Source organism: Roseivivax jejudonensis (assembly GCF_900172265.1).
Lineage (GTDB): Bacteria > Pseudomonadota > Alphaproteobacteria > Rhodobacterales > Rhodobacteraceae > Roseivivax > Roseivivax jejudonensis.
On sequence record NZ_FWFK01000007.1, the window covers coordinates 268,087 to 281,101 of the forward strand.

General features: G+C 69.3%; 14 protein-coding genes. 8 read left to right on the top strand and 6 right to left on the bottom strand.

The window, feature by feature from the left end:
• Positions 1–49 precede the first annotated feature (49 nt).
• The gene (locus ROJ8625_RS18045) at positions 50–898 is read left to right on the top strand and encodes a lysophospholipid acyltransferase family protein (RefSeq protein ID WP_085793345.1); all 849 of its coding nucleotides are present in this window, start codon (positions 50–52) and stop codon (positions 896–898) included.
• Positions 899–934: 36 nt separating this feature from the next.
• Here ROJ8625_RS18045 and ROJ8625_RS18050 read toward each other — a convergent pair whose 3' ends face one another.
• Positions 935–1,810, bottom strand: a complete 876-nt coding sequence (locus ROJ8625_RS18050) for a 3-hydroxybutyryl-CoA dehydrogenase (protein WP_085793310.1) — start codon at positions 1,808–1,810, stop codon at positions 935–937.
• A 157-nt stretch (positions 1,811–1,967) separates the two neighbouring features.
• Between ROJ8625_RS18050 and ROJ8625_RS18055 the strand changes: the two genes are divergently transcribed.
• Positions 1,968–2,816 (top strand): DUF6473 family protein, encoded by an 849-nt coding sequence (locus tag ROJ8625_RS18055; RefSeq protein WP_085793311.1) that lies wholly within the window; start codon positions 1,968–1,970, stop codon positions 2,814–2,816.
• Positions 2,817–2,887: 71 nt separating this feature from the next.
• Here the strand turns inward: ROJ8625_RS18055 and ROJ8625_RS18060 are convergent, their stop codons facing one another.
• From ROJ8625_RS18060 to ROJ8625_RS18080, 5 genes are all read right to left on the bottom strand, one after another.
• Positions 2,888–3,814, bottom strand: coding sequence for an electron transfer flavoprotein subunit alpha/FixB family protein (locus ROJ8625_RS18060; protein WP_085793312.1), 927 nt, complete (start codon positions 3,812–3,814; stop codon positions 2,888–2,890).
• Positions 3,814–4,572, bottom strand: a complete 759-nt coding sequence (locus ROJ8625_RS18065; RefSeq protein WP_085793313.1) for an electron transfer flavoprotein subunit beta/FixA family protein — start codon at positions 4,570–4,572, stop codon at positions 3,814–3,816. Before ROJ8625_RS18065 ends, ROJ8625_RS18060 begins: the two co-directional genes overlap by 1 nt.
• A gap of 182 nt (positions 4,573–4,754) precedes the next feature.
• Complete coding sequence (locus ROJ8625_RS18070) at positions 4,755–5,900, bottom strand: M48 family metallopeptidase (protein ID WP_085793314.1); 1,146 nt, start codon at positions 5,898–5,900, stop codon at positions 4,755–4,757.
• A 3-nt stretch (positions 5,901–5,903) separates the two neighbouring features.
• Positions 5,904–7,148 (bottom strand): YjgN family protein, encoded by a 1,245-nt coding sequence (locus tag ROJ8625_RS18075; RefSeq protein ID WP_085793346.1) that lies wholly within the window; start codon positions 7,146–7,148, stop codon positions 5,904–5,906.
• Between the two features lie 48 nt (positions 7,149–7,196).
• A complete protein-coding gene (locus tag ROJ8625_RS18080) occupies positions 7,197–9,515 on the bottom strand; it encodes a DNA topoisomerase IV subunit A (RefSeq protein WP_085793315.1) in 2,319 nt (772 codons plus the stop codon).
• A gap of 157 nt (positions 9,516–9,672) precedes the next feature.
• Here ROJ8625_RS18080 and ROJ8625_RS18085 point away from each other — a divergent pair, with 157 nt between their 5' ends.
• The 6 genes from ROJ8625_RS18085 to ROJ8625_RS18110 all read left to right on the top strand — a co-directional run.
• The gene (locus ROJ8625_RS18085; protein ID WP_085793316.1) at positions 9,673–10,269 is read left to right on the top strand and encodes an SH3 domain-containing protein; all 597 of its coding nucleotides are present in this window, start codon (positions 9,673–9,675) and stop codon (positions 10,267–10,269) included.
• A gap of 36 nt (positions 10,270–10,305) precedes the next feature.
• Entirely contained in the window at positions 10,306–11,130 is an 825-nt protein-coding gene (locus ROJ8625_RS18090) for an SDR family NAD(P)-dependent oxidoreductase (protein WP_085793317.1), read from the top strand.
• 68 nt (positions 11,131–11,198) lie between these two features.
• The gene (locus tag ROJ8625_RS18095; RefSeq protein ID WP_085793318.1) at positions 11,199–11,402 is read left to right on the top strand and encodes a twin transmembrane helix small protein; all 204 of its coding nucleotides are present in this window, start codon (positions 11,199–11,201) and stop codon (positions 11,400–11,402) included.
• 1 nt (position 11,403) lies between these two features.
• The gene (locus tag ROJ8625_RS18100; protein WP_085793319.1) at positions 11,404–11,976 is read left to right on the top strand and encodes a cob(I)yrinic acid a,c-diamide adenosyltransferase; all 573 of its coding nucleotides are present in this window, start codon (positions 11,404–11,406) and stop codon (positions 11,974–11,976) included.
• A 98-nt stretch (positions 11,977–12,074) separates the two neighbouring features.
• Positions 12,075–12,770, top strand: coding sequence for a hypothetical protein (locus ROJ8625_RS20725; protein WP_143535174.1), 696 nt, complete (start codon positions 12,075–12,077; stop codon positions 12,768–12,770).
• A 119-nt stretch (positions 12,771–12,889) separates the two neighbouring features.
• Positions 12,890–13,015 (top strand): GTP-binding protein (locus tag ROJ8625_RS18110; RefSeq protein ID WP_234984312.1); only part of this gene is annotated, 126 nt, incomplete at its 3' end.

The window sequence follows — 13,015 nt, forward strand, 5'->3', positions numbered from 1 at the left end:
CCCGGATCCGGCGCCGCAACCGCAGGTCCCCCGCGCGCCGCGCGACGGGATGCCCACGTCCGGCCACGCGCCGGACGTTCCCTACGACAAGCGCAAGCTGAGCTACGCCGGTACGTTCGAAAGCCCGTGGAAGCGCGGCACGATCCGCACGATGGAATGGGCGACGGGCAAGCTAACGCTGCTGCGCATGGTGCGGCGGTTCGAACGGATCGGCCCCGCCGAGGGACAGGCGTTCTGGGCGCAGGCGCTGTCGATCATGGGCATCACGCTCGAGACACCGGCCGCGCAGATCGCCCGCATCCCGCCCGAGGGGCCGGTGGTGCTGGTGGCCAACCACCCGCACGGGCTCGTGGATGGGATGGTGCTGGCCGAACTCGTCGGCCGCGTGCGCCGCGACTACAAGATCCTGACCCGCTCGCTCCTGACCGGCGTGAAGGAGGTCGAGCGCTTCATGATCCCGGTGCCGTTCCCGCACGAGGCGGACGCGCGGGCGCAGGGTCTCGACATGCGCCGCCGCGCAATGGAGCATCTGGGCGGTGGCGGGCTCGTGGCGCTGTTCCCCTCGGGCGTCGTCGCCGCGTCCGAGAAATGGTTCGGCCCCGCGATCGAAGGGCCGTGGAACCCGTTCACGGCGAACCTGATCCAGCGGTCCGGCGCGACGGTCCTGCCGGTCCACTTTCCCGGCCAGAACAGCCGGGCGTACCAGATCGCCAACAAGCTGTCGGCGACGCTGCGGCAGGGCCTGCTGCTGCACGAGGTCGTGCATGCCTGCCACCGACCGCAGGCACCGGTGATCGGCACGCCGATCCGGCCCGAGGAGATCCGCGAGCGGGCGCAGTCCGGCCGCGATCTCGTGGCGTGGCTGCGCGAGCGCACGCTCGGCCTCGGCGGGACCTGACGGCCAACGCCGGGCACCGCGCCGCACCATTGCGTTTCAGCGGGTCGGCACCGGCGTGTCGCCACGATAATCGTAGAATCCGCGCTGCGTCTTCCGTCCGAGCCAACCCGCCTCGACATATTTCGACAGCAGGGGGCAGGGGCGATACTTGGTATCGCCGAGCCCGTCGTGCAGCACGTTCATGATCGACAGGCACGTGTCGAGCCCGATGAAATCGGCGAGCTCCAGCGGCCCCATCGGGTGGTTCGCCCCGCGCCGCATCGCCTCGTCGATCGACCGCACGTTCCCCACACCCTCGAGCAGCGTGTAGGCCGCCTCGTTGATCATCGGCATCAGGATCCGGTTGACGATGAACGCGGGAAAATCCTCGGCCGAGGCCGCGGTCTTGCCCAGGCTCTCGACGACGCCGAGGCACGCATCGTAGGTCTCCTGGTCGGTGGCGATCCCGCGGATCAGCTCGACCAGCGTCATGACCGGCACCGGGTTCATGAAGTGAAAGCCCATGAACCGCTCGGGCCGGTCGGTCCGGCTCGCCAGCCGGGTGATCGAGATCGACGAGGTGTTCGTCGTCAGGATCGTCTCGGGCTTCAGGTGCGGCACCAGCGTCTCGAAGATCTTGGTCTTGACCTCCTCGCGCTCGGTCGCGGCCTCGATCACCAGGTCGGTCTGGCCGAGCTCTGACAGCTCCAGCGTCGTGCGGATCCGGCCAAGCGCGGCGTCACGGTCCTCGGCCGAGATCTTCTCGCGCGACACCTGCCGCTCGAGGTTCTTCTCCACGGTCGCGATGGCCTTCTGCAGAGCCTCCTCGGAGACGTCGTTGAGCATCACGTCATAGCCGGCCACGGCCATCACATGCGCGATGCCGTTGCCCATCTGTCCCGCGCCCACGACCCCGATGGTCCTGATCTCCATGCCTGCCTCGCGCCTCGTTGAAACCGCGCAACCTTAGGCATGCGGCCCGAGCGGGCACAAGGGCAGGCGGGCGGGCCCGCCCGCGAAATCCGCCGTTAGGAAGTTCGAAATCCGAATCGTGTTCTCTAATAACGGGTGAGACGACATAGGTGGTGAGATGAACTTTGCCTCTTCGGACAGGGGCGGCGTGGACTATGAACCGTGCCGCTACGGAAATTCGCGCATCACGTTCCGCGGGCCCAAGGCCGCGTGCGCCGGCGACTTCATCGCGATGATCGGCGGCACGGAGACCTACGGCAAATTCGTGCCCGATCCGTGCAGCGCGCAGCTCGGCCGGGCGACCGGCCTGCCGGTCGCGAATTTCGGCATCCCGAATGCCGGGCTCGACGCCTTCGTGCACGATCCCTCCATTCTCGGGATCGCCGCCGGCGCGCGTCACAGCGTCGTGCAGGTCATGGGCGCGCAGAACATGTCGAACCGCTTCTACTCGGTGCATCCGCGCCGCAACGACCGCTTCGTGCGCGCGTCCGACACGTTGATGGGCCTGTTCCCCGAGATCGACTTCACCGACCACGCCTTCACGCGGTCGATGCTGCAGGCGCTGCTCGACACCGCGCCGGATCGCTTCGCGCTCGTGGTCGCCGAGGTGCAGGCGGCCTGGGTCGCCCGGATGAAGATGATCCTGGCCGAAATCGGCGGCGCACCGGTGCTGCTCTGGGCGGCGCGGGACGAACCGCCCGAGGCCGCCACCTTCGCGGCCGGCGACACGCTCTCCGGTGATCCGCTCTTCGTCACGCGGCCGATGCTCGAGGCTCTGCGCCCGCGCGTCCGCGACATCGTCGTCTACACGCCGAGCGCGTCCGCCCGCGCCGCCGGGACGTCGGGCATGGTCTTCAGCGACTTCGATGCCTCCGCCGCGGCCCGGATGCTCGGGGCCGAGGCCCATACCGAGATCGCCGAGGCGCTCTATCCGCTGCTCGCCACGGTGGAGGCCGTGGCCGCCTGAGCCGCGCGCACCAAAAGGGCCGGCCCCCGCAAGGGGACCGGCCCGCAAGCCGCGCGTCGCGCAGGCGTGGATCAGAGCTTCTCGGTCAGTTCCGGGATCACCTCGAACAGGTCGCCGACCAGGCCGTAATCGGCCACCTGGAAGATCGGCGCTTCCTCGTCCTTGTTGATCGCGACGATGACCTTGCTGTCCTTCATGCCGGCAAGGTGCTGGATCGCCCCCGAGATGCCGACCGCGATGTAGAGGTCCGGCGCCACGACCTTGCCGGTCTGACCGACCTGCCAGTCGTTCGGCGCAAAACCCGAATCGACCGCCGCGCGCGAGGCGCCGACCGCCGCGCCGAGCTTGTCGGCGAGCTTCTCGATCACCGCGAAGTTCTCCTCCGAGCCGATGCCGCGGCCGCCCGAGACGACGATCCCCGCCGAGGTCAGCTCGGGCCGATCGCTTTCGGCCAGCTTGTCCTCGACCCATTCCGACAGGCCCGGATCGTCGACCGCCGCGATCTCCTCGACCGAGGCGCTACCGCCGGTGCCGGCCGCGTCGAAGGTCGAGGTGCGGATGGTCAGCACCTTCTTCGGATCCTTCGACTTCACCGTCTGCACGGCGTTGCCGGCGTAGATCGGACGCTCGAACGTGTCGGCGTCGACCACGGCGGTCACGTCGGTCAGGATCATCACGTCGAGCATCGCCGCCACGCGGGGCAGGATGTTCTTGGCATCGGTCGTGGCCGGTGCCGCGATGTGGTCGTAGTCATCCGCGAGCGACGCGATCAGCGCCGCGGTCGGCTCGGCCAGGCGGTGGCCGTAGCGTGCGTCCTCGGCGACCAGCACCTTGGCCACGCCCTCGATCGTCGCGGCTTCCTTGCCGGCCTCGGCCGCCTTCGACCCCACGGCGAGGATCGTCACGTCGCCCAGCGCCTGGGCCGCGGTCACCGCCTTGGCGGTGGCGTCCATCGACAGGTGACCGTCGTTGATTTCTGCCATCAGAAGAACGGCCATCACACCACTCCCTTTTCCTTGAGCTTCGCCACGAGCGTATCGACATCGGCGACCATCTCGCCGGCGGCGCGCTCGGGCGGCTCCGCCGTCTTCACGACCTCGAGGCGCGGCCCGACGTCGACGCCGTAATCCTCCGGCGTCTTCTCCTCGAGCGGCTTCTTCTTGGCCTTCATGATGTTCGGCAGCGACGCGTAGCGCGGCTCGTTCAGGCGCAGGTCGGTGGTGACGATGGCGGGCATCTTCACCTTGATCGTCTGCAGGCCGCCATCGACCTCGCGCGCGACCACCGCGTGGTCGCCGTCGATGTCGAGCGTGTTGGCGTTGGTCGCCTGGGCCCAGCCGGTCAGCGCGGCGAGCATCTGGCCCGTCGCGTTCAGGTCGTTGTCGATCGCCTGCTTGCCGCCGATCACGAGGCCCGGCTGCTCTTCGTCGATCACCGCCTTCAGCAGCTTCGCCACCGCCAGGGGCTCGATGTCCTGGTGCACGTCGTCCGCGGCGACGATCAGGATCGCGCGATCCGCACCCATCGCGAGCGCCGTCCGCAGCGTCTCCTGCGCCTGCTTCACGCCGATCGAGACCGCGACGACCTCCTCGGCCTTGCCGGCCTCCTTCAGGCGGATCGCCTCCTCGACCGCGATCTCGTCGAAGGGGTTCATCGACATCTTGACGTTGGCGAGGTCGACACCCGTGCCGTCCGCCTTCACGCGGACCTTCACGTTGTAGTCGATGACCCGTTTGACGGGTACGAGCACCTTCATTCTAGTCATCCTCCTATCGGAACAGCAGGGGCCGAACGGCCCCGCCCGGTCGTCATTGTCCGGTCACGCTGCGTGATACCGCCTCATATAGTGCGGAAACAGCGTAAAATCGTCACGTTAGCGCTCCCCTACGTCGCGTCGGACCGCCGTGTCGTCACGTCGGACCGGCCGGGCGGCCACCGTCACCCCTCCGTCGCGTCCGCTTGGCCGCAGATCCCGCGCAGCGCCTGCCACTCCGCCTCGTCCAGAATCGGCCGCGCCGCGAAGTCGTCGGGCGTCGCCTGTTCCGCCGCCGCGATGCGCGCGTCGAGGCTCGGGTGAGACATGAAATGCGACAGGATCTCGGGCGTGTCGCCCGCCATCTCGCGGAAGGTCTCGAACATTCCCGCCAGCGCATCGGGCGGCACGCCCGCCTGGGCGAGCATGTCGTGGGCAAACCGGTCGGCGGCATCTTCGGCGGCCTGGGCATAGGACGCGTCGATCAGCCGCTCCGCCACGACGAGGATCGCCGCGCCGCCCGCGAAATCGCCGAACAGCAGGCCCAGAAGCCCGACCGACCCCGCCGTGCGCAGCGCGGCCCGCGTCGGGTCGCGGTTGACCACGTGCCCGATCTCGTGCGCGAGCACCGCCGCCACCTGTTCGGGGGTCTCCGCCTCGTGGATCAGCCCGTCGATCAGCACCACCTGCCCGCCCGGCGCGGCGAAGGCGTTGACCATGTCGTGGTCGAAGACGCGGACGCGCAGGTCGTAGCCGATCTCCTGCCCCTCGGTGAGCCGCGCGGTCATCCGGTCGAGCGCCGCCCGTCCCGCCGGGTCGGCGCAGTCGAGGCCGCCGCGCGTTTCCGCCCCCAGAAGCCGCTCCATCTGCCCGATGACCGTGCGCCCGAACGCCGCCTCGCGTTCCGGCGGGATTACCCGCGCCAGCGCATCGGCGAGCCCCGGCAGGATGACGAACAGCATCACCGCGACTGCGGCCACCGCCCCGCCGAGCCAGAGCGCGATCCGTCGCCCGGTCCCCGCCCGCACCTCGCGTGAGAAAAGCGCGGGCCGCGTCCGGCGCAGCCACGCGATCGCCTCTGCGTCGCGCAGTTCCAGCCGCTGCGCATCGAGCATCGACTCGTCTCCGGTGTCGCGCACCGGCGCGAGCGTCAGCGTATCGCGATCGGCGCCGTCTGGCAGCGCGCGCAGATCGGGCAGGGGCCAGCGCAGCGCGCCATTCGGCCCCGCGCCCTCGATCACCAGCGCCATCCGGTCGTCCGACAGGCGCACCTGCACCGGGCGCGCCGCCGCCGTCTCCCCGTCGAAATAGAGCGCTCGGGCCGGGCGCATCGCTCAGATCGCCCCGCCGATATCGAGAGCGTCGGCAAAGCCCTCGGCGTCGGCGCCCTGATCGGCGACCCGTTGGCGAATGCGATCCGCCGTTCCCATCCCCGAGATGTCGAGCGTCGTGACGAAATGCGCGAGGATCGGTTGCGTGATGAGCGCCAGCGTCGCCGCCCCGACCACGACCATGATCGCGAGGTATGACAGGCCGCCGACCGCCAGCGGCGCGATCAGCGCGGCGAAGGGCACGGTTTCTGCGGCGGCGTCGCTGTTCAGCATCTGCTCGAGCCCGCCGAACACGATCGACCCCGCGGCGCTGACCACGCCCGAGAAGACCGCGATCCCGACCGAGATCACCAGCGCCCCGAGAAGGTAGAGCTTGATCAACCGCCCGGTCGAGGGCCGCGCGTCGAGCGCCACGTCGCCCTCGGCCAGCACGGTGTTGCGGGTCAGGTAGGCAAAGCTCTGCACTCGGTAGACGACCAGCCCGACCCCGAACCAGACGAATCCGACGAGAAACAGAAGGAACGCCCCGAACGGCGCGTCGGACAGGCCGATCAGCAGCCCCGGAAGCACGAGGAACAAGAGCCCGATGAAGATGTGCTGCATCGGCCGGTAGAGCGCGGTCCACCGCCCCTTCTGGACGAACCGCGCGTCACCGAACCACGACCGGTCGGTCATGTATTTCGTCAGGTGGAACGTCTGCAGCGGCAGCAGCACGCCGAGCGTCAGGATCGTCAGCGTCCAGTAGCCGATCGCCCGCAGCACGTAGCCCCACGCGCCCTTCTCCATGCCGAAGCGGATCCCGCGCCAGCGCGTCCGCGCCAGCTTGTAGCGGCGCGCGCGGTAGATCGCGAAGAACAGGAACGGCACCACCGCGAGGAACGTGATGTAGAAGGCGCTGAGCTGCGCCATGGCCTGCTGCGGTGTCTCGGGATCGCTGAACAGGTTCAGCCCGACATACACGAGCGCGATCTGCACCAGCCCGAGGTAGACGGCGAGGAACACCACCGCGACGAGAAAGCCGAGGAACTTCTCCAGCCCGGTCCCGGTGTATTCGAACCGGCTGCCGTCGAGCTCCGCCGCCGACCAGATGAAGCGGCGGATCCGCGTCTTGGCCCAGAATCGGTAGATCCCCAGCGTCACGAAGGTCAGCAGACCGGTCACCAGTCCCAGCCGGAACAGGGCCGGGCCTTCGCCGGTGTAGCGGGGCGCGGCGTGACGGGCGGGCAGGGGCGGCGGCATGTCGGTCATGCGCCACTTGTTGCAGCGCCGCACGCCCCTGCCAAGTGCCTCGGCGCGTCAGGTGAAGCGGTTGTCGCGGGGGAAGCCGCGCGGCGCCATCCGCCCGGCCGTCGCGCGCCGCGCGCGCCATTCGTCGAGCTCGGGCTGCGCCACGAGGCGGGTGCGCCCCGCCGGATCGCGCCAGCTCAGCCCGTCGGCCAGGCTGAAGGTCAGCGCGTCGGACAACCCGCCGTCCTTGTATTTCTGCAGCCGGACGCCCTTGCCCTTGGCCATCTCCGGCAGCTCGGCACGGTCGAAGACCAGCAGCTTGCGGTTCTCGCCGACGACCGCCACGGCATCGCCCCGGACGACGCGGCAGACCTTCGCGCGGGTGTCGCCGCGGACCGTCAGAACCTGCTTGCCGGCGCGGGTCTGCGCCACCACCTCGTCCTCCGCCACCACGAAGCCGTCGCCGGCCGACGACGCGAGCAGCAGCCGGCGGCCCGGCTGGTGGATCAGGATGTCCACGATCTCGGCCTCGTTCGGCAGGTCGACCATCAGGCGCAGCGGCTCGCCCATGCCGCGCCCGCCGGGCAGGGCGGCGGCCGACACCGTGTAGAACCGCCCGTTCGACGCGAAGACCAACAGCTTGTCCGTGGTCTCGGCATGGAAGATGAAGCGCGGCCCGTCGCCGTCCTTGAACTTGAGCTCCCGGTCGAGCGCGATGTGCCCGGTCAGCGCGCGGATCCATCCGCGCTCGGAGCAGACGACCGTGACCGGCTCACGCTCGATCATCGCCTCCAGCGGGACGTCCTCGGATTCGCCGGCTTCGTCGATCAGCGTCATCCGGGCGCCGCGCGTATGGTCGCGGCCGAACGCCTTCTTGGTTTCCCGCAACTGCTCGGAGATCCGGGACCATTGCAGGTCCTCGCTCTCCAGCAGGTCCTCGAGGCCCGCGCGCTCCTCCATCAGCCGGTCGCGCTCGGCCACCAGCTCGATCTCCTCGAGCCGGCGCAGCGACCGCAGGCGCATGTTGAGGATCGCTTCGGCCTGAACCTCGGTCAGGCTCATCTCGCCGCCGTCGGCCGGCGGCGGCGGCACGTAGTCGCGCTCGGACGCCGCGCGCACGTGATCGCGACCCCAATCCTCGCGCATCAGCGCGGATTTGGGGTCGTCGTCGTAGCGGATGATGTCGATCACGCGGTCGAGGTTGAGGAAGGCGACGATCAGGCCTTCCAGCACCTCGAGCCGGTGGTCGATCTTCTCCATCCGGTGGCGCGAGCGGCGGATCAGCACGTCCCGGCGGAAGTCGAGGAAGGCGCGCAGCACCTCCTTGAGCGAACAGACCTTGGGCGTCACGCCGTCGATCAGCACGTTCATGTTGAGCGAGAACCGCACCTCGAGGTCCGAGTTGCGGAACAGCGTCGACATCATCACGTCGGGATCCACGTTCTTCGACCGCGGCTCGAGGATCATGCGGACGTCCTCGGCGCTCTCGTCGCGGATGTCGGCGAGGATCGGCACCTTCTTGGTCTGGATCAGCTCGGCCAGCCGCTCCACCAGCTTCGACTTCTGCACCTGGTAGGGGATCTCGGTCACCACGATCTGCCAGGTGCCGCGGCCGAGATCCTCGATATGCCATTTCGCCCGCAGCCGGAACGACCCGCGCCCGGTGCGATACGCCTCGAGGATCTGGTCGCGCCCCTCGACCAGAACGCCCCCCGTCGGAAAGTCCGGGCCGGGGATGTAGTTGACCAGCGTGTCGTCCTGCGCGTTCGGCGTCTTGATGAAGTGCAGGCAGGCATCGATCAGCTCGCCGATATTGTGCGGCGGAATGTTCGTCGCCATGCCGACCGCGATGCCCGACGCGCCGTTGGCCAGAAGGTTGGGAAACGCCGCGGGCAGGACCGTCGGCTCTTCCAGCGTGCCGTCGTAGTTCGGGCGCCAGTCCACCGCGTTCTCGTTCAGCCCGTCGAGCAGCGCCTCGGCGGCCGGCGACAGCCGCGCCTCGGTGTAGCGCGAGGCCGCCGGGTTGTCGCCGTCGATGTTGCCGAAGTTGCCCTGGCCGTCGACCAGCGGGTAGCGGATGACGAAATCCTGCGCGAGGCGCGCCATCGCGTCGTAGATCGCGGCGTCGCCGTGCGGGTGGTAATTGCCCATCACGTCGCCCGAGATCTTCGCCGACTTGCGGAAACCGCCGGACGAGCTCAGCCGCAATTCGCGCATCGCGAACAGAATCCGTCGATGCACCGGCTTCAGCCCGTCGCGCGCATCCGGCAGCGCGCGGTTCATGATCGTCGACAGCGCGTAGGTCAGATAGCGCTCGCCGATCGCACGGCGCAGCGGCTCCGCCAGATTGCGTGGGTTCATATTGGGGTCGTCGGAGGCGTCGTCCATGGATCTTGTGATACCCCGCCACCCGTTGGGCGTAAAGCGGATCTGCCCGGTTCGACCGAATGATGAAACTTACCGCTACGTGGTGAGTTGGGAATCGTGTAAGCAATATCTTGCCGGCGCCCTTTCTCGCGTCGGCCACCGAGTTCTGGGGGACCGCGTGTACAAGTTCATTTTCGTGACGTTCGGAGCCTTGTTTTGGGGCTTCTATGAAATGTCTGGCGGCAACGACTTCGAACCGGGCTGGTGGCTCGACGAAGACGGCGCCCGCACCGCCGAAGCCGAGGCCGGGGCGTCCCCGGCCGACGATGCGGAGCGTGTCGCCCGCGCGGACACCGGCAACCTCCTGACCCAGGTCGCCACGCCGGCGGCGGCGCAGGCCGCGACGGCCGCGCCCGGCGCGCAGACCGTGCCGCCCGAACTCGTGGACACCGTGCGCGACGTGGCGCTGACCCGCCGCGCCATGCCCGAGGACGATACCGACGCGTCCGGCGTGCGCGAAACGACGGCCGCGTCGTCCAACGCGCTCGATACGGGCGACACGGCAGAGCCCGTGCGCGACGTGCGGCAGGTCGACGGCAACGTCGTGAACATGCGCACCGGCCCCGGCACCAACTTCTCGGTGATGGCGCAGCTGCGCCGCGGCGACAGCGTCGAGGTCCTCCGCGAAAGCGAGGGCTGGCTGAAACTCCGCGTGGTCGAGAGCAACCGCATCGGCTGGATGGCCGATTTCCTGGTGACCGCGTCGGCGGAGTGACATTGCGCCCGCGGGCCGGGCCTCGTATGGGGCGTCATGGCCCGCACCAGGACGATCCTCATCACCGGCTGCTCGACCGGCATCGGATATGACTGCGCTCACGCGCTGGCCGCCCGCGGCTGGCGCGTTTTCGCGAGCGCGCGCAAGTCCGAGGACATCGCCCGGCTCCGGTCCGAAGGGCTCGAATGCCTGCATCTCGACTACGAGGACCCGCAAAGCATCGCCGGCGCCGTCGCCGCGGTGTCCGAGGCCACGGGCGGTCAGCTCGACGCGCTCTTCAACAACGGCGCCGCGGCGATCCCGGCCCCGCTCGAGGACGTGCCGACCGACGCGATGCGCGCCGCGTTCGAGGCCAACTTCTTCGGCTGGCACGACCTGACGCGGCGCGTCCTGCCGCTGATGCGCGCGGCCGGCGGCGGGCGCATCCTCAACAACTCCTCGATTCTCGGGCTCGTCGCGGCCAAGTATCGCGGCGCCTACGTCGCCACCAAGTTCGCGCTCGAGGGATGGTCCGACACGCTCCGGATGGAGCTCGACGGCACCGGCATCGAGGTCGTGCTGATCGAACCCGGACCGATCGCCACCGAGTTCCGCGCCAACGCGGTGCGGCAGTTCGAGCGCTGGATCGACTGGGAGAACAGCCCCAACGCCGATGCCTACCGCGCCTCGCTTCTCGACCAGCTCTACAAGGGCTCGGGTCGCAACTGGCCGGTGGGCGAGGCGACGCGCGTGGCGGTGCGCGCGCTCGAGGCGCGCCGCCCCAAGGCCCGCTACACCGTGACACCGCCGGCCCATATCGGCGCGTTCGCCGCGCGCGTGCTGCCGACGCGCTGGCTCGACCGCCTGCTCTCGAAATCCTGAGGGCTCGCCTTTCGGCGCCGCGCTGCTAGGCTAAGGGCTTCGGGACACCGATACCGGAAGGAGCCCCCATGGCCAGCGATCCGCTCTTTATCCTGATGGCCCTCGTCATGTTCGTGGTGGTCGTCATCCTCATGACGGGGATCGGCGGCTTCGCGAAGGGTGGCGAGTTCAACAAGAAATACGCCAACAAGCTGATGCGCTGGCGGATCGCGGCTCAGTTCGTGGCGGTGCTCCTGATCCTTCTGTTCGTCTGGGTTCGTCGCGGAGGCTGAGATGGTCGTTCTCAACAAGATCTACACCCGCACCGGGGATGCCGGTGAAACCGCGCTCGGCGACGGAAGCCGGGTTTCGAAACACTCGCTCCGGGTGCGCGCCTACGGCACCGTGGACGAGCTGAACTCCATCCTCGGCCTGGCCCGGCTGCACGCCTCGGGCGCCGAGGACGAGGGCCTCGCGCGGATCCAGAACGATCTCTTCGATCTCGGCGCCGATCTCTGCCGCCCGGACATGGAGCGCGACGCCGATGCCGAGTATCCGCCGCTGCGCATGGTCGCCTCGCAGACCGAGCGGCTGGAGACCGAGATCGACGCGATGAACGCGCGGCTCGAACCGCTGCGCAGCTTCATCCTGCCGGGCGGGTCCGCGCTCGCCGCGCACCTGCACCACGCCCGGACGGTCGCCCGCCGGGCCGAACGCCACGTGATCGAGCTGTCGAGCATGGAAGGCGTGAACGCGGCCGCGGTGATCTACCTCAACCGCCTGTCGGACTGGTTCTTCGTCGCCGCGCGCATCGCCAACGACGACGGTCGCGCCGATGTGCTCTGGGTGCCGGGCGCCAACCGCTGAGGCGTCGCGGCGGTCCGGGCCCGGCGATTGCGGTCGCCGGGCGCCTCGTCTATGCCGGGCCCCACGCCAGAGATCCCCTGATCCCGCCGGAGTCCGTCATGCGCCGTCTCGTTCCCGTCCTTTCCGCACTCCTGCTCGCGGCCTGCATGGATGGCGGACGCGAATTGCGCGAACCGGTCGAGCCGCTGGGCGACTTCCGCCTCGGCCACGCCGTGGTCACGGCCTCCAATCTCCAGAAGGGCCCGGCCTCCCGCGACGCCTCGCAGGAGGAATGGATCGCCGCGATGGACGCGGCGCTCGAAGAGCGGTTTCGCCGCTACGAGGGCGACCAGCTCTACCATCTCGGCGTAAGCGTCGAAGGCTACGTTCTGGCCCGGCCGGGCATCCCGGTCGTGTTCAATCCCAACTCGGTGGTGATCGTGCGGGTCAACGTCCTGCGCGACGGCGTCTACGAAACCGTGTCCGAGGCCCGGCTGCACCCCGAGGCCAAGGAGATCACCGCGCTCGAGGCACCGTCGGCGCAGACGCTCGTCGGCTCCGGCGTGACCCAGACGAAAGAAGAGCAGCTGACCGCGCTGTCGCGCAACGCCGCGCTGCAGATCGAGACATGGCTGCGCCGCCAGGCCCGCGCCGAGGGCTGGTTCGGCGGGCTCGACATCGAACCGGGCGCCGCGGCGGCACCGTCGGACCCGGAGGCCGCGACCGCGCCGGCCGGCGCCACGACCCCGCCCGCCGCGGCGCCCGGTCCCGCGCCGGCGGGCCAAGCGCCGGCCGCGGCCGTCGCGGGCGGCTGAGCCGGCCCCGCGCGGCCCCGATTGGCTGCTTGATTTTCCCCACCCGACCCAATATGTGGCCCGCGATGTGAACCGGGTCGCCCGGACCCACCCAACGGCAACAAAGGCGTCTGAGAGAGATGGCAAAGGAAAAGTTCGAACGCGGCAAGCCGCACTGCAACATCGGCACGATCGGTCACGTCGACCACGGCAAGACGACGCTGACGGCGGCGATCACGAAGTACTTCGGCGATTTCCGCGCCTAT